The sequence below is a fragment of the Peribacillus sp. BM1 genome (assembly GCF_056679975.1).
The window spans coordinates 4,192,354-4,209,829 of the sequence record NZ_CM155259.1 but is presented as its reverse complement, the minus strand read 5'-3'; the positions used below and the strand labels follow the sequence as shown (position 1 = coordinate 4,209,829).

16 protein-coding genes, 1 riboswitch and 1 other annotated feature are annotated in these 17,476 nt (G+C 40.1%); of the genes, 12 read left to right on the top strand and 4 right to left on the bottom strand.

Translation table 11 applies throughout. The annotated features are described in order from the left end of the window. Nucleotides 1-283 precede the first annotated feature (283 nt). From AC1MGI_RS20095 to AC1MGI_RS20085, 3 genes are all read left to right on the top strand, one after another. Complete coding sequence (locus AC1MGI_RS20095) at nucleotides 284-781, top strand: dUTP diphosphatase (RefSeq protein ID WP_480347333.1); 498 nt, start codon at nucleotides 284-286, stop codon at nucleotides 779-781. Between the two features lie 64 nt (nucleotides 782-845). Next, a complete protein-coding gene (locus AC1MGI_RS20090) occupies nucleotides 846-1,931 on the top strand; it encodes a M42 family metallopeptidase (RefSeq protein WP_480347331.1) in 1,086 nt (361 codons plus the stop codon). A gap of 189 nt (nucleotides 1,932-2,120) precedes the next feature. Then, nucleotides 2,121-2,270 (top strand): hypothetical protein, encoded by a 150-nt coding sequence (locus AC1MGI_RS20085; protein WP_480347329.1) that lies wholly within the window; start codon nucleotides 2,121-2,123, stop codon nucleotides 2,268-2,270. A gap of 29 nt (nucleotides 2,271-2,299) precedes the next feature. On the opposite strand, the gene sspI is transcribed toward AC1MGI_RS20085, so the two are convergent. Further along, nucleotides 2,300-2,512: a small acid-soluble spore protein SspI gene (gene sspI, locus AC1MGI_RS20080; protein ID WP_480347327.1), complete on the bottom strand. Its 213-nt coding sequence runs from the start codon at nucleotides 2,510-2,512 to the stop codon at nucleotides 2,300-2,302. 123 nt (nucleotides 2,513-2,635) lie between these two features. Here sspI and AC1MGI_RS20075 point away from each other — a divergent pair, with 123 nt between their 5' ends. From AC1MGI_RS20075 to AC1MGI_RS20060, 4 genes are all read left to right on the top strand, one after another. Continuing rightward, entirely contained in the window at nucleotides 2,636-3,391 is a 756-nt protein-coding gene (locus AC1MGI_RS20075; protein WP_480347326.1) for a TrmH family RNA methyltransferase, read from the top strand. Between the two features lie 190 nt (nucleotides 3,392-3,581). Then, nucleotides 3,582-3,819 (top strand) — a binding site (T-box leader). Nucleotides 3,820-3,871: 52 nt separating this feature from the next. Beyond that, nucleotides 3,872-4,912 carry a phenylalanine--tRNA ligase subunit alpha gene (pheS, locus tag AC1MGI_RS20070; RefSeq protein ID WP_480349889.1) on the top strand — a complete coding sequence of 347 codons (1,041 nt, stop codon included), beginning with the start codon at nucleotides 3,872-3,874 and terminating at the stop codon, nucleotides 4,910-4,912. A 25-nt stretch (nucleotides 4,913-4,937) separates the two neighbouring features. Continuing rightward, a complete protein-coding gene (gene pheT, locus AC1MGI_RS20065; protein WP_480347324.1) occupies nucleotides 4,938-7,352 on the top strand; it encodes a phenylalanine--tRNA ligase subunit beta in 2,415 nt (804 codons plus the stop codon). Between the two features lie 332 nt (nucleotides 7,353-7,684). Next, a complete protein-coding gene (locus AC1MGI_RS20060) occupies nucleotides 7,685-8,230 on the top strand; it encodes a GNAT family N-acetyltransferase (protein ID WP_480347322.1) in 546 nt (181 codons plus the stop codon). A gap of 318 nt (nucleotides 8,231-8,548) precedes the next feature. Here AC1MGI_RS20060 and rnhC read toward each other — a convergent pair whose 3' ends face one another. Beyond that, on the bottom strand, nucleotides 8,549-9,496 hold the full coding sequence (rnhC, locus tag AC1MGI_RS20055) for a ribonuclease HIII (RefSeq protein WP_480347320.1): 948 nt from the start codon (nucleotides 9,494-9,496) through the stop codon (nucleotides 8,549-8,551). 292 nt (nucleotides 9,497-9,788) lie between these two features. Between rnhC and zapA the strand changes: the two genes are divergently transcribed. From zapA to AC1MGI_RS20030, 5 genes are all read left to right on the top strand, one after another. Beyond that, a complete protein-coding gene (gene zapA, locus AC1MGI_RS20050) occupies nucleotides 9,789-10,049 on the top strand; it encodes a cell division protein ZapA (RefSeq protein ID WP_062176962.1) in 261 nt (86 codons plus the stop codon). A gap of 4 nt (nucleotides 10,050-10,053) precedes the next feature. Continuing rightward, nucleotides 10,054-10,599: a CvpA family protein gene (locus AC1MGI_RS20045; protein WP_480347318.1), complete on the top strand. Its 546-nt coding sequence runs from the start codon at nucleotides 10,054-10,056 to the stop codon at nucleotides 10,597-10,599. 217 nt (nucleotides 10,600-10,816) lie between these two features. Then, a complete protein-coding gene (polX, locus tag AC1MGI_RS20040) occupies nucleotides 10,817-12,535 on the top strand; it encodes a DNA polymerase/3'-5' exonuclease PolX (RefSeq protein WP_480347316.1) in 1,719 nt (572 codons plus the stop codon). A 33-nt stretch (nucleotides 12,536-12,568) separates the two neighbouring features. After that, a complete protein-coding gene (locus AC1MGI_RS20035) occupies nucleotides 12,569-14,926 on the top strand; it encodes an endonuclease MutS2 (protein WP_480347315.1) in 2,358 nt (785 codons plus the stop codon). Nucleotides 14,927-14,947: 21 nt separating this feature from the next. After that, a complete protein-coding gene (locus AC1MGI_RS20030) occupies nucleotides 14,948-15,355 on the top strand; it encodes a DUF350 domain-containing protein (RefSeq protein ID WP_480347313.1) in 408 nt (135 codons plus the stop codon). A gap of 226 nt (nucleotides 15,356-15,581) precedes the next feature. Here AC1MGI_RS20030 and mgtE read toward each other — a convergent pair whose 3' ends face one another. Further along, entirely contained in the window at nucleotides 15,582-16,940 is a 1,359-nt protein-coding gene (gene mgtE, locus AC1MGI_RS20025; RefSeq protein ID WP_480347311.1) for a magnesium transporter, read from the bottom strand. Then, complete coding sequence (locus AC1MGI_RS20020) at nucleotides 16,867-17,088, bottom strand: hypothetical protein (protein ID WP_480347310.1); 222 nt, start codon at nucleotides 17,086-17,088, stop codon at nucleotides 16,867-16,869. Before AC1MGI_RS20020 ends, mgtE begins: the two co-directional genes overlap by 74 nt. 155 nt (nucleotides 17,089-17,243) lie before the next feature. Then, nucleotides 17,244-17,410: riboswitch (M-box (ykoK) riboswitch) on the bottom strand. Nucleotides 17,411-17,476: the final 66 nt, after the last annotated feature.

Below are 17,476 nucleotides of genomic sequence, written 5' to 3'. Positions count from 1 at the left end.
TTTCGTTTTGTTTCATAATAAAAAAGGTATCTCGTTCAGGGAATATGCTATAGTAAAACCATACAAAATCTGTATGGCGTTACAACGCCACATTTGCCCCTGAAGGATCATCATGTAGCACGCGAAGCTCACCTAATTACAATGGTGGCGGTGCGGAGCTGGATTTTGGTGTACTTACTAAATATTATAAGCTAACCTATAAAGAATATTAGCTATATTAATAAGTCACGAAGCCCCGCCCCATGACCTTCAATCAAACCACTTATGAAAGTTGGAACGAATCATGAATATCACAAAACTATTTGAGATGCAAAAATCACTTGATCGGCATATACAAGAAAAGCACAATCTCCATGCAGAAGACCTAATTGATAAAAAAATCCTTGCTTTATTCGTTGAGTTGGGTGAATTAGCAAATGAAACACGTTGCTTCAAGTTTTGGAGCCTAAAGGGTCCATCGGAACAAAAACTCATTTTAGCTGAATATGTAGATGGCGTTCACTTTATCCTTTCGCTTGGCATTGGCTGTAATTTGCCGATAACGAGCGTTGACGTGAAAGTAGGGCAATCTAGTAAAGAGAATGATGTAACGGCTCAATTTCTGAACATATATGCTTCTATTCAATCATTTAGCATGGAACAATCTCAGGAAAACTATGAGACCATGTTTGCAGATTATCTCGTTCTCGGGAATATGCTTGGTTTTTCTGGAGAAGACGTGGAACAGGCGTATGTCGAGAAAAATCAAATCAATTATGATCGGCAGAAACAAGGGTATTAATGCGTGAAATGAATGGTGATGTACTATAATAAAGAATAGTGTCCATACATAAGGAGGAATAACAATGACTCATTTAGATGAAACGTTAACGATGCTAAAAAGTTTAACGGATGCAAGAGGAATTGCTGGCAATGAAGGGGAAGTCCGTCAAATCATGAAAGAATACATCGCCCCTTTTGCTGATGAAGTGACGACAGATCATCTAGGTAGCTTGATTGCGAAGAAAACAGGCCAAGAAGGTGGGCCAGAAATCATTGTAACTGGCCACTTAGATGAAGTGGGCTTCATGATCACCCAAGTCGATTCAAAAGGCTTTCTACGCTTCCAAACAGTTGGTGGCTGGTGGTCACAGGTCATGCTCGCCCAGCGTGTAACAATCGTGACAAGAAAAGGCGATGTGACTGGAGTAATAGGTTCAAAACCACCACATATTTTAAGTCCTGAAGCAAGAAAAAAACCTGTAGATATTAAAGATATGTTCATTGATATCGGCGCATCAAGCAAGGAAGAAGCAGAGGAATGGGGAGTAAGACCCGGAGATATGGTCGTGCCGTATTTCGAATTTACTGTGATGAATAATGAGAAGATGCTCCTTGCCAAAGCTTGGGATAACCGAATTGGCTGTGCGATTGCCATTGATGTCTTAAAGCAATTAAAAGAAACCGAACACCCAAATATTGTTTACGGGATTGGAGCGGTTCAAGAAGAAGTCGGCTTACGCGGTGCCAAAACATCCACGTTTAAAATTCAGCCAGACATCGGCTTTGCGGTTGATGTCGGGATTGCTGGGGACACGCCTGGAATTACGGATAAAGAAGCGCTAAGTAAAATGGGGGAAGGACCGCAAATCGTCCTTTATGATGCAAGTATGGTTTCTCATAAAGGACTTCGTGATCTTGTAACAGATACGGCTGATGAAATGAAGATTCCATATCAATATGAATCAATGCCTGGAGGCGGAACAGATGCGGGATCGATTCATGTAACGGCAAATGGTGTTCCAGCGCTTGCGATTACGATTGCGACTCGCTACATCCATTCACATGCGGCGATGCTCCACCGTGACGATTATGAAAACGCGGTTAAATTAATTGTAGAAGTCATTAAAAAGCTGGATCGCAAAACGGTTGATGCGATTACCTTTGGCTAAGATTTGATGCTGAACAAAGCAGGTGCCTTCGGGCTTCCTGTTTTTTGTTGTTTAGCGTACGACCCGAAATTGATTAATAAGTTGTCTGTCCACAATTTGAAAACGGCTGATATGTTTAAAGAATGATGTTTCGGGAATAGATAATTATAAGACACTTTCAAATTTCATCTATTTGAAGGAGGAAGAATAATGGTCAAGAAAAAAAGGACAGCGTCAACGGTTCAAAAAAACCTCGAAACGGAGATAAAAGAAGCCGGAAATGTGCAATTGGATGAGGATGATAACCCAATCATGAAAGATGAATATTTTCAGAATCGGATTAATACCGATCATTTATAAGCGAAAGAAAAGCAATAGCCAAGTAACGGCTATTGCTTTTTTAAACCAGTTTCTAAAGATTGCAGCATTTCGGTTTTCTCTTCCTCTGATGCATGTTGCCAAATGATTTCAAACAACACACCAAGTCCAGGTAGCATTTTTTCTTCCCCATTTTGAATGGCGTCGACGATCGTATCTTCTAACTGATCCTGTGTATTCCCTGCTACGTTGTGAATAATTGCATTTCTTAAATTCAAGTTCATATTGAACCCTCCCATCACCATAATTGTCCACTTCTTTAGTATGAAACAAATCAACTCAAAATATGTAGCAAAGGGCGAAATGAGTTATAATAAGATCTAGTGAAAAATGAAGGAGCGTTTACCTTGAAATATATTGAGTCCGTCAAAAATCAAAAAGTAAAGCAATGGAAGAAATTATTAACGAAAAAAGAGCGTGAACTAACAGGTACATACCTGATCGAAGGGTTTCATCTTGTTGAAGAAGCACTAAAAGAAGGCGATATTGTTCGTGAAGTGATTGTCAGCATTGAAGCTGTTATTCCTGGGAAATTTAAATTAGAAGGAACAGAAGTTACGTATGTGACAAGTGAAGTGTTGCATGCGATTTCCGATACAGAAACACCACAAGGAATTGCCGCCATCTGTGATCAAAAAAGGATCCGTTTCGAAGACCTTTCACCGAAAAAAGTGCTGTTAATCGATGCTGTGCAAGATCCAGGTAATATTGGGACGATGATTCGAACAGCTGACGCAGCAGGGATTGATGCGGTTATTCTTGGGGAAGGCTGTGTGGACGCTTATAATCCTAAAGTGATTCGCTCGACTCAAGGAAGTATTTTTCATATGCCTGTCCTCAAAGGAAACCTAACAGAAATCATCGGTGCATTGAAGGAACAGAATATTCCGGTCTATGGCACTGCCTTAGAAAAAGCAGTTTCCTATGATCAAGTAGAAAAGTCGGAAACATTTGCTCTGCTTGTAGGCAATGAAGGACAAGGTGTTGACAAAAAATTGCTAGCACAAACGACGCAAAATCTCTACATTCCGATTTTCGGGAAAAGCGAATCGTTGAACGTGGGGATCGCAGCGGGGATCTTGATGTATCACTTACGGAAATAGGGTTCCGGCACTAACTGATGAGAAGCTGGCGTGATTCAAGGTGACTGGCCGGCCGCAATTCGAGTTGAAACTCGCGATCAGAGGCAAGTCCGGCGCGCAAACTCGGATTCCGGATCGAAAAGTTGTAGAATAAATTTGAATTTGAATCTCGGGTTGTTTTATATTATAATTAAAGCTAAATTTCATAATGAAAAAGACTATGACAGAGAAGAGTAGCATCGTATCATTCATTCAGGAAGAAAATGCCTTAGACTGCAAGCATTTTTATGATTATGATGATGTGAATTCACCTCTTGAGTCGGCATCGGGATACAGATAAACCTGTTGAAAGCTGCACCGGCAAAAAGCCGTTATCTGCTATGAAGTGAGTGCTTATTTATTGGGCGCTAATAAGGGTGGTACCGCGATACATAAACCTCGTCCCTTTCTAGGGATGGGGTTTTTTTGTGTTTAATTTTAAACAATAAAGGAGGAGACATGATGCAGGAACGTTTACAAGAACTGCAAGCAGAAGCGTTGCAAAAGGTTGCCCAAGCTTCCGAATTAAAAGAATTGAATGATATTCGTGTCGCATATTTAGGAAAAAAAGGACCAATCACGGAAGTATTACGTGGAATGGGCAAGCTTTCCGCTGAAGAGCGCCCGAAAATGGGAGCGTTAGTGAATGTTGTCCGTGAAGAGATTGCCTCAAAAATTGAAGAAAAGCAAAAAGTGCTTGAAGAGGCAGCTGTCAATGCCAAACTTGCTGTTGAAAAAATTGATGTAACATTACCGGGACGTCCGGTTAATAAAGGGAATCATCATCCGTTGACGCGTGTCATTGAAGAAGTGGAAGACTTATTCATCGGAATGGGCTACACGGTTGCGGAAGGTCCGGAAGTTGAAACAGACTTCTACAACTTTGAAGCGTTGAATTTACCAAAGAGCCATCCAGCGCGTGATATGCAAGATTCTTTCTATATTACAGAAGAAACATTGATGCGAACTCATACATCTCCAGTTCAAGCAAGAACAATGGAAAAGCATAAAGGGCAAGGGCCAGTAAAAATTATCTGTCCGGGTAAAGTATATCGTCGTGATAATGATGATGCGACTCACTCGCATCAATTCATGCAAATTGAAGGACTAGTGATTGACGAAAACATCTCAATGAGTGATTTAAAAGGAACGCTTGAAGTGTTTGCGAAGCAAGTATTCGGCAAAGAACGGGAAATTCGTCTGCGTCCAAGCTTCTTCCCATTTACAGAGCCATCGGTTGAAATTGATATTTCTTGTAAAATTTGCGGCGGAAAAGGTTGCAGCGTTTGTAAAGGAACAGGCTGGATCGAAGTACTCGGTGGTGGAATCGTTCATCCAAATGTTTTGGAAATGGCAGGATTCGACTCGAAGAAATATTCTGGGTTTGCGTTCGGGATTGGTGTAGAGCGTATTGCGATGTTGAAATACGGTGTAGACGATATTCGTCACTTCTATACAAATGATGCCCGTTTCTTAACGCAATTTAATCGCCACGAATCTTAAATTATTTTAAAAGGAGGAGCTATCCATGTTTGTTTCATATAAATGGCTACAGGATTATGTCGATCTTTCTGGCGTGACAGCAACAACGCTTTCAGATAAGATTACCAAAAGCGGCATCGAGGTTGAAGGAGTAGAAAAGAAAAGTGAAGGTCTTAAAGGGGTAGTCATTGGCCACGTACTAGAACGTGAACAGCACCCAAATGCCGATAAACTAAATAAATGTTTAGTCGATGTTGGTGGTGAAAGCCCGGTTCAAATCATCTGCGGTGCGCCGAATGTTGATAAAGGACAAAAAGTGGCAGTCGCAACGGTTGGGGCTGTGCTTCCAGGCAATTTCAAAATTAAGAAAGCGAAATTACGCGGTGAAGAATCGAACGGCATGATTTGTTCACTTCAAGAGCTTGGCATTGAATCAAGATTGATTGCAAAAGATTATGCCACAGGAATTTTCGTCTTCCCGAATGATGTAGAAGTCGGTCAAGATGCGCTTAGTGTTTTAGGACTTGACGATGAAGTACTTGAATTAGGTTTGACACCGAATCGTTCGGACTGTTTGAGCATGCTTGGTGTTGCTTATGAAGTAGGTGCCATCTTAGGTCGTGAAGTAAAATGGCCGGAAATCACCAAAGAAGCAAGCGCTGAAAAAGCAACAGATTTCATTCAAGTAAAAGTGGAAGCATCTGAAGATAATCCATTATACGTTGCGAAAGTCATTAAAGATGTGAAAATTGCACCATCACCACTATGGATGCAAACACGCTTGATGGCAGCGGGCATTCGTCCACATAACAATGTCGTCGATATCACGAATTATATTCTACTTGAATACGGACAACCACTCCATGCATTTGATTATGATCGTCTAGGTTCAAAAGAATTAGTCATTCGTAAAGCGCATGCTGCTGAAAAAATTACGACATTAGATGATGTAGAACGTGAACTTGCAAGCGATCATCTTGTCATTACAAACGGAACAGAGCCAGTTGCGATTGCTGGTGTAATGGGTGGAGCGAATTCTGAGGTGCAGGACGATACAACAACAGTCATCATTGAAGCGGCTTATTTTGCTGGAACCGTTGTCCGTAAAGCATCAAAAGACCATGCGTTACGCAGTGAATCAAGCGCTCGTTTCGAAAAAGGCGTTGACCCGAATCGCGTTCGAGAAGCGGGAGAACGTGCTGCACAGTTAATCAGCCAATATGCTGGTGGCACTGTGTTAGAAGGGTCTGTTGAAGTCGATACACTGACAATCGAACCAACTGTCATTTCAATTACTCTTGAAAAAATTAATAAATTGCTCGGAACAAGCATGACGGTTTCTGAAGTCGAGTCGATCTTCACTCGTTTGCAATTCGGAGTTTCAGTAGATAATGAGACATTTACCGTAATTGTACCGACCCGTCGCGGTGATATTACGATCGAAGCCGATTTAGTTGAGGAAGCAGCTCGTATGTATGGCTATGATAATATCCCAACAACACTGCCAACTGGAACGGTTACACCAGGCCATTTGACTGATTATCAGCAAAAACGCCGCAAAGCACGCCGTACGCTTGAAGGTGCTGGGCTTTATCAAGCGATCACCTACTCATTAACAAGCAAGAATAAAGCGACTCAATATGCATTGGACGTTCGTGGGTCTGTTGCATTGGCGATGCCGATGAGTGAGGAACGTAGCCAGCTTCGTCTAAGCATTGTTCCTCAACTATTGGAAGTCGTGAAATACAATAATGCCCGTCAGCTTGATTCACTAGCTCTTTATGAAATCGGCTCTGTCTTCTTGAAACAAGATGGAGAACAACTTCCTGAAGAACGCGAACATGTAGCTGGCGCGATAACAGGTCTATGGGAATCAAACCCATGGCAAGGCGAGAAAAAATCAGTTGATTTTTACGTAGCAAAAGGCGTGCTTGAAGCATTATTCGATACACTAGGATTGACAGAGCAAATCGATTACCAGCAATCTAAAAAAGAAGGCATGCACCCGGGACGTACGGCAGAAGTCTTGCTGAATGGCGATGTAATTGGCTTCATCGGTCAAGTTCATCCAACTGTCCAAAAAGAGCTTGATTTGAAAGAAACGTATGTTTTTGAACTATCTTTCAAAGCAATGGCTGAAGCGGCTGTTGAACCGATCCAATACAGAGCAATTCCACGTTTCCCATCGATTACACGTGATATTGCTCTTGTTGTAGATGCAACAACCGTTGCGGGCGATATCCAAAAAATCATTGCAGAAGCAGGCGGAAAACTTCTTAAAGAAGTAAGTGTCTTTGATTTATATGAAGGCGAACGCATGGAACCAGGTAAGAAATCTCTTGCGTACTCGTTGAAATATTTCGACCCAGAGCGCACGCTAACTGACGAAGATGTGACGAAAGCACATGAAAAAGTATTAGCAGCGGTGAAAGAAAAAGCTGGCGCTGAATTAAGAGGATAATTGTAAACAAAGCAGCCTTCCGAATGAAGGCTGCTTTGTTGTTTTAAGGAAGGAGTTGTGTGTAACTAATTACCCAAAGTTGATTAGTAAAAGTAGCAAAGTAGTGAGTAAAAGTAAATGTGGATTATGAATATAGTTCGATGATGTATAATCAAGTTTGATTAAAAATCTGTATTAATTTCCACTTTTTTTGTTCTGGTCGATGTTGTAAAACTCAAGTATGTTACTCCGCAAAAGGGCATTTAATTGAGTAACGCTCACTGAACTAAATAACATAATCTCCTTTAGGAGAAGTATGTTAAAATTCATAATAAACCAATTGGAGGTATATTATGTTTGTACATAAAATTGATGAGGACTTATCTTTAAAACTAATGGATATAAGAGATGGGGAAAAGGTCTTTGAATTAACAAATAATTCAAGAGAATATCTTAGAGAATGGCTTCCTTGGCTAAATACTACAACAAAACTTGAAGAAACAATAGAGTTTATCAAAATAACTTTAAAGGGTTTCGCTGAAAATAAGAGCTTGAATACAGTTATTTTATTTAAAGGGACAATTGTTGGAGTTGCAGGTTACAATAGCATAAATTGGTCAAACAAAACAGCATATATCGGTTATTGGCTTGGCGAAGAATACCAAGGAAATGGAATTATGACCAAGGTGGCGAAAGCATTGACTGATTATGCTTTTACTGAGTTAAACCTTAATAAAGTTGAGATTAGGGCTGCGGTTGATAATAAGAAAAGTAGAAGTATTCCCGAAAAATTGAACTTTGTAAATGAAGGATCTATTAGACAAGCAGAATGGCTATATGACCATTATGTTGATCACGTTGTTTATGGGGTTTTGGCAGAAGAATGGATTAAAAAATAGATAAACTTTTATTATGTTAACGGGCTGTTAGTTGAAAAGAATTAATTGATTTTAAAACAGAGGTCATATTTAGTAGTTATTCCAGAAAAGGGTGCAATTGTTCAACAACACAGGTAGAGAATGATCCAATTTAATTAAAAGCTTGTTTTGATCCATCTTTTTTCAAAACAAGCTTTTTCTATTTGCTTTTTTATCAAACTTCATGGTTACAGTAAAAGCTGAATAAAAAACAGTATGAATTGGTTACTATCTCAAGTGTTAGTGAGTAAAATCTCAAAAATAAAAGGCCCAGCCCTAAAAGCTGGGAACTACCCTCTATTAATATTTCTTCCGATACAATGCCTTTGCTTTTTCCGTATTAGCAAAATGAACCTTCGTAAATTCATTCAACGCATCAATCCCTTTTTCATGAATAAGCCGTGCTGCTGCTTCATCTACTGCGTGGCCTGCGCCTTTGGGAATTTTGAATCCAGCTTTTTCACTCAATTTGTCAAAATGCTTCACAAATGCATAGCGTGCTAAAATGGAAGCTGCTGCAACACTAAGGTGAATGCCTTCTGCTTTCGTGCTCAAATAAGTATTTTCCGCTTGAAACAGTTCTTGTCCCTTTAAATAGTTAAAAAACACATCGGGTTGGGCAAATTGGTCAATGAAAACAGCTTCTGCCTGTTCGGGTGAAATCTTATTAATGACATGCTTAATCGCTTGGTTGTGCAGTAAAGCTTTCATTTTTCCTTGTGACATACCGCGAGCTTGCAAGGCATTGTACTTCGGATTGTCACATGTGAGCAGGGAAAATGGCACAACATCTTTAATCTGCTTGGCAATGTCAATGATTTGCGGATCTTTTAGATTTTTCGAATCTTGAACGCCTAATTCTTTTAATAGAGTTAGCTGCTCTTTTTTTGCATAAACAGCGACGACCGTAATTGGCCCGAAGTAGTCGCCAGTGCCAACTTCATCAGAGCCGATTATAGACATGGTACTGATATGAGCAGGTGGTGAATAACGATGCAGGGTGACAGAAGTCTTTTTTTTAGCAGCAGGAGTCGCAGCTTTTGCGTCGCTAGACCATTTCTTTGCTTCAACTTCTGCGGATGCACCTTGGAATAGGACTTTCCCCGACTTATAGGCAGTCACCGTACACTGCGCCGGTTTAGCCATAAAAATACTTCCTGGCGGTGTTTTATCAGATAGGGAAGTTTGGTAATGTCCCTTCATTTTGTTCATTTGAGCGGTGGAAAGTGTTAATACAACATTCGACATAAGTAAAGACTCCAATTCTTTATATTTTTATATATATAAGATCATTGTGTATTTTGTTTGTTAAGACCTACGATCTCTTTCGCGTGCCTCCGCTTTTCTATTTGTCCGGCTCCAGGTGCCATCGGCTCGAGGTCAAAAGTCAATCAAGCTGTTGGGGAGAAGGGCACTCCCATCAGCTTGCTCGCCATTTGCTTGTCACCGATAATCAGGCATCTTCCGCCTTTCTTGCTTTCATGACAGAAAACTTCATGATATGATAGAAATTAGGATTTTTCAGATTGGAGGCATCAGCTTGTCGAGTGAAAATAAAAATAGGATAACAGTTGATATATATGGACAGCAATATACAATCGTGGGTGAGGAGAGTTCAGGCCATATTCGATTAGTTGCTTCGATGGTGGATGATAAGATGCGTGAGATCAACTCCAAGAATCCTTATTTAGATACAAGTAAGCTTGCTGTATTGACAGCTGTGAATGCTATGAATGATTATATAAAAATAAAAGACGAAATATACCAGCTAGAACTGGAATTAAAGAAAGTAAAGGACTGAGTACATGTTAGACTTGGCGATTTTGGCCATTCTCTTAATTGGATTTTTAGTTGGTTTGAGACGGGGGTTCATTTTACAGCTCATTCATTTGACGGGCTTTTTTGTGGCTTTTGCCGCGGCTTATGCGTACTATGATGAACTCGCTCCGAAACTAACTTTATGGATTCCGTTCCCATCTTTGAGCGGTGATTCAGAAACAATGAATATGTTTATCGGTCAAGCAAACCTTGAAGAAGCTTATTACCGTGCAATTGCATTTGCGATCATCTTCTTCGCTACGAAGTTAGTTTGGCAGCTATTTGGCTCAATGTTGGACTTCATATCGAACCTACCAATCTTGAAGCAGTTGAATCGATGGGCTGGTGCGATTTTAGGTTTTGCTGAAGTATATCTTATCATGTTTATTCTATTATACATAGCTGCATTACTGCCAATGGCCAATGTTCAGGACGCGATGAATGGCTCGTTCATGGCGGATCTCATCGTAAAAAATACCCCCTATCTTTCGGGGAAAGTAACAGAGTTGTGGTTTCAATATGTAGCTGCATAAAGTGAAACTTCCATCAGTGGGGTGTAGTTCCCCACTGATGGTTAGTTGAACCAATCGGGGATTTACAGGCTGTTTATCCTAACGATTAACATTTTTTTACTTTATTGAATGATTTATGGGGATATTACAGCCTGTTAACCGGGATAAAGGCTGCAAGTTCTTTAGATGGCCTAGTGTCATCTTTTTTTAAGAATTCGCGTTGGAAAGGTGAGGAACCATGTCAATCAATAAAAAAGACATCATTAAACTATTAGAGAAAATAGCAATCTATATGGAGCTAAAGGGTGAAAATCCATTTAAGGTATCAGCGTTTAGAAAAGCGGCAGCTGCACTTGAAACAGACGATCGAAGTTTATCATCGATAAGTAATTTTACGGAATTAAGCGGAATTGGTAAAGGAACTGCTGCTGTGATTGAGGAATATATTAATGAAGGGAAATCGACTGTTCTAGAAGAACTGCAGGAACAGGTGCCAAAAGGATTGGTACCATTGTTGCAACTTCCAGGACTTGGTGGCAAAAAAATTGCCAAGCTACATAAGGAACTGCAAATTCGGGATATACAAGAGCTGAAGGTAGCATGCGAAGAAGGAAAAGTCCGGGATCTTTCCGGGTTTGGCGCGAAGACGGAAGAAAAGATTCTTACTTCGATTGCTGAAGCAGGTTCACGACCTGACCGGCTTCCACTTGCTTTCATGATGCCAATAGCAATGGATATTGAGACATCGCTTGAAAACATGACAGATATCATTCGCTTCTCGAGAGCAGGGAGCATCCGTCGCATGAGAGAAACGATTAAAGACATTGATTTCATTATTTCATCGAACAACCCTGTGAAGGTGAAGGAGCAACTACTTTCCTTGCCTGCCATTAAACATGTCATTGCGGCAGGTGATACGAAAGTGTCCGTAACACTTGATTACCAATATGATGTGTCGGTTGATTTTCGGATTGTAACAGATGCTGAATTTATTACAACGCTGCACCATTTTACCGGATCGAAAGACCATAATGTGCGAATGCGTCAGTTAGCGAAAGACCGTGGTGAGAAAATTAGTGAATATGGCGTTGAAAATACGGAGACAGGTGAGATACTCACCTTTGATTCAGAAGAAGCCTTCTACGCTCATTTCAATCTGCCGTTCATTCCACCGGAAATTCGTGAAGATGGAACAGAAGTGGAAGGGTACAACGATAAAGAACCACTTGTTTCCCTTGGAGATATTAAAGGGGATCTCCATATGCATACAACCTGGAGTGATGGAGCTTATTCCATTGAAGAGATGGTTGAAGCGTGCCGTGCTAAGGGCTATACATATATGGCGATCACCGATCATTCTCAATATTTAAAAGTTGCCAACGGCTTAACAGCTGAACGATTACGGGAACAAAAAGAGATCATTCATGCTTTAAACGATAAATATGATGATATTACTATCCTATCAGGAATCGAAATGGATATTTTGCCTGATGGATCTCTCGATTATGAGGATGAATTGCTTGCCGAAATGGATCTTGTCATTGCTTCGATTCATTCGAGTTTTTCACAATCGAAAGAGAAGATCATGGAACGACTAAGAAACGCGATGGAAAATCCCCATGTGGATATCATTGCCCATCCAACAGGTCGTTTGATTGGGAAACGTTCTGGCTATGAAGTCGATATGGACCAATTAATCGAACTCGCGGCAAAAACAAACACCGCACTAGAACTGAATGCCAATCCGAATCGATTAGATCTTGCTTCTCCTTATTTAAGAAAAGCACAAGAAGCGGGTGTAACGATCGTGATTAATACGGACGCACATAATTTTGATATGCTTGAACATATGGCAGTAGGCGTCTCTTCAGCGAAAAAAGGCTGGGTGAAACTTTCTTCCGTCTTAAACGTAAAAGAACCAGAAGAACTACTTGCCTTTTTAAACAGAAATGATTAATTGACGCACATGAAAAGGGAGGACTACAACTCCATGCATTCGAAAGTTTTGAAAACATTGGAATTTGATAAAATAAAAGAACAGCTATTGAAATATGCTTCTTCTGCAATCGGCAAAGAAAAGGCGGCTGAGCTCGCCCCTTCTACAGACCTTACCCAGGTGACAAACTGGCAGGAAGAAACAGATGAAGCAGCAAATGTACTTCGTAGGAAGGGAAATGTCCCACTCGGTGGAATATTTGATATTCGACCACATGCCAAACGGGCACAAATTGGTGGGATGCTCAGCCCTCATGAATTAATGGAAATCGCCAGCACCATTCGTGCAGGCCGAATTCTTGGTCGCTTTTTTGAAGAATTACTTGAAAACGAATTTAGTTTGCCAAACCTAAATGGCTATATGGAAACATTGCTTCCTCTGCCTGAATTGCAACAGCAAATTTCCTATTGCATTGGAGAGAATGGAGAAGTCCTAGATTCAGCTAGTGATAAATTAAGAACGATACGAAATCAACTGCGCACAAACGAAAGCAGAATACGTGAAAAATTAGAAAGCATGATTCGTTCTTCTAATGCTCAGAAAATGCTTTCCGATGCGATTATTACGATTCGAAATGATCGATTTGTTATTCCAGTTAAACAAGAATATCGCAGTAATTACGGCGGAATCATCCATGACCAGTCCTCTTCAGGGCAGACTTTATTCATAGAACCGCAAGTGGTTGTTGAGCTAAATAATGTACTTCAAGAAGCAAGGTTGAAAGAACAGTTGGAAATTGAGCGTATTCTTGTGGAATTATCACAAGCGGTTGGCGAGCATACGCATGACTTACTCGTCAATGTAAAGGTACTCGCGCAAATCGATTTCATTTTTGCAAAAGCCCGTTATGCGAAGGCAATTAAAGGTTCGAAGCCTGCTTTGAATGATGAGGGCAGAGTTAAACTATTAAAAGCAAAACATCCGCTTATTCCTGCTGATGAAGTGGTAGCAAACGATATTTACTTAGGTGATGAATTTACAACGATTGTGATTACCGGGCCGAATACCGGGGGGAAAACCGTAACGATTAAAACAATTGGGCTTTTAACATTAATGGCTCAATCAGGCTTGCAAATCCCTGCTTTGGATGGATCGGAAGTCGCTGTATTCAAGCATGTGTTTGCGGATATTGGTGATGAACAGTCCATTGAGCAAAGCTTAAGTACGTTTTCTTCTCACATGGTCAATATTGTCGATATTTTAAAGTATGTGGATTATGAAAGTCTTGTCTTATTTGATGAGCTTGGTTCTGGAACAGATCCACAGGAAGGTGCGGCACTTGCCATCTCCATCCTTGATGAAGTCTACAAGCGCGGGGCAAGAGTCATTGCGACTTCCCATTATCCGGAATTAAAAGCATATGGCTATGACCATGAAGGGGTCATCAATGCCAGTGTCGAGTTTGATGTGGAATCACTAAGACCGACCTATAAGTTATTGATCGGCGTGCCTGGACGTAGTAATGCATTTGAAATTTCAAAGCGGCTCGGATTGGATGATGCAGTGATTAATCATGCGCGCAGTCATATTGGCGCTGATACGAATAAAGTGGAGAGTATGATTGCCTCACTAGAAGAAAGTAGAAGACAAGCTGAAGAGGATGCAAGGGAAGCAGCAGATTATCTAAAGCAAACCGAAAAACTGCATAATGAGCTGCAAAAAGAAACGCTGGAGTATCATCAAGAAAAAGATTCGCTGATGGAGAAAGCGGCAGAAAAAGCAGCCGATTTAATTGAACAAGCGAAAAAAGAAGCGGAAGCAATCATTGCCGATTTGCGAAAGATGCGACTTGAGAAAAGTGCCGACATTAAGGAACACGAATTGATTGAAGCGCGAAAACGTTTGGAGGAAGCAACACCAGTTATCAAGAAAACGTCCAAGCAAATTGTCAAAAAAGCCCCTAGAACGATTCAACCAGGTGATGAAGTAAAAGTGATCTCTTTTGGGCAAAAAGGGCACGCAATCGAGAAAGTTTCCGATACAGAATGGCAAGTACAAATTGGCATCATGAAAATGAAGGTAGACGAAGCAGATATTCAGCTGATTGGTGCGCCAAAGCCGGAAAAAATGGCAAAGCCACTATCAACGGTAAGAGGCAAGGACTATCATGTAAGCTTAGAACTTGATCTTCGCGGTGAACGCTATGAAAATGCCTTATCAAGAGTTGAGAAGTATATTGATGATGCCCTACTTGCAGGCTATCCTCGTGTATCCATCATTCATGGCAAAGGAACAGGTGCGCTAAGACAAGGGGTTCAGGAATATTTGAAAAACCATCGCTCGGTTAAACGCAGTCGCTTTGGCGAAGCGGGTGAAGGCGGAACAGGAGTTACAGTCGTCGAATTTAAATAAGGGCGAATCAGGAGAAGTTGAATGGAAAAAATCTGGGGAAATGAATATGTGTATACGACTGCTTATTATAGTGTTGTCATTTTATGTATTGTATTGTTTTTAGCCGTATTTGAGTTGGTAACCAAGTATAAAAATTGGGAAGAAATTAAAAATGGCAACGTATCTGTCGCGATGGCCACAGGCGGAAAAATATTTGGAATATCCAACGTTTTTCGCCACTCCATTATTCACAACGATTCTTTATTGACGATGATTGGCTGGGGTGTTTACGGATTTGTTCTGCTATTACTCGGCTATTTCATTTTCGAGTTTTTAACCCCAGGCTTTAAAATCGATGAAGAAATTGAAAATGACAATCGCGCAGTCGGATTACTGGCGATGATTATTTCCATCGGCTTGTCCTTTGTCATTGGAGCAGGGATTCCATAAGTCTTAGAGAAGGGAAGAAGTTGAAATGTTGGAAAGACTTGCGAAAATCTTATTTATTTGCTGCGGAACCTTTCTTGTCATTGGAATTATTTATATGGTAGTAAGTGGTTAAATCACATAAAGAAAGGGTCAGACCCCATTACTATACTTTGTTTATGTGAAGTGTAAATAACACTATAAACAGGTATAAAGTGTGAGGTCAGACCCTTTTTTAACAAATTTAATTTTACATCAATTTCGAAATAAACATGGTGGCAATACCAAAGTAAATCAGTAGTGATAGGATATCGTTTAGTGTTGTAATTAATGGACCAGAAGCGATAGCGGGGTCGATGTTAAATTTATATAATATTAGCGGAATAATCGTCCCAGCTAAAGTTCCAATAATGAGAGTCATAAATAATGAACTTCCAACTACTAACCCTAGAACAGGATTTCCTTGCCAAATTAAAGCAATAATCGAAATTAAGATGCCGCAAGTAATGCCGATGATTAATCCAACGTTCAATTCTCGCAAAATAAGTTTGAAAACAACTCCTCGATCCGTATCATTAGTAGCTAGACCTCTTACAACAACAGCTAAAGATTGTGTACCTGTATTACCCGTCATCCCAGCAATCATGGGCATAAAGTAGGCCAGTGCAACTACTTTGGATAATGTTTCTTCAAAACTACTAATAATCGTTCCAGACACTAAACCGATAAATAAAAGTAAAATAAGCCAAGGGAGTCGACGATACGCGGCCACATGTGCCAACGTGTCAAAATCGATCGCTTTACCCGATGCTGACAGTTTCTCAATGTCTTCGTTTGCTTCTTTAATAACAACATCAATAATATCATCAACAGTTACAATTCCTACTAATTCATGATTTTTTTCGACTACAGGAACGGATACAAAGTCATAACGCTCGATAATACGAGCGACTTCTTCTTGGTCAGCAGAAGCCGGAACGGAGATCACACGGCTATACATAATATCTTGAATCTTTTCATATTCATCACTTATGATTAAATCTCGATAGGAGACAACACCTACTAATTTTTTATCATGATCAATGACATACAGATAGTTAATCGTTCCCGAGAACTCTGCAAATATTTTAAGTTTATCAACGGATTCACGAACTGTATAGTGTTGAGGAATCCACACGAACCGGTTTGTCATGATTCGACCTGCCGTTTCAGGAGGATAGTTCATGATATGTTGAACGATTTTCGATTCTTCTTGTTTCATACCTGAAAGAAGTTCTTCAATTTTATCAGGAGATAGGTTCTCTAACAGTGAAGCTAAATCATCATTTTCCATTAGATCCATTACTTGACCGGACTTTTCAATTCCTAATTTAGTAAGGATTTTTAATTGATGTACTTTTTCAACTTCCTGAATGAGTTCAGCGATTTGTTCCGATGTAAGAAACAATAAAAACCGAGTATGATGTTTTTCTGGAAGCCCCTCAAAAATTCGTGCAATATCGTAAGGTTGAAGTTCTTCTATTATTGCTTGAAATTCATTTCTTTTGCCTTCTTTTAATACTTTTATGATTTGAAGCGCTAGTTGGTCTTCTGTCATGTCTTTTATCATCTTTTTGCCACTCCTTTTTTGAGGAGTAAACGATAGTTCTCCTCGGGCGATCTAATAAAGGTAAGAAGATGGTTTGATAAGCATCTTTCATACTCTTTGTATTTCTTTGATTTTTATGCTTCGAGTAGGGTTCTGCATCGTTATCCATTCTACTCACCTCCTGATTAGAAAACTATAAGCGCATAAAATCCTCGTTCTAGAAGTTTTCCTGATCCATAAATGAAAAACACCTCCATTACAAATGAAGGTGTCACACACGGTACTATATGTACATTGTCTGCATGACAAATACATGACAGTCAATCTGTTCCTCCATTCGTAGAGCTTTAGCACTGTGTGGCATAGGACAATCGCCAGCTACATTAAAAACCACCTTATGTCGATAGTTTCTGTTGACCCATTGGCGTCTTTCGACATTTTTGGGCAGTAGCATATCTCCAACACAGGAGCCTCACCTAACGAGGATATTTAGTTTGCAAATCCACTCTAAAGGAATATTTTTTAGAAGTCAATGTTTATCTATTCATAAAGTCTGC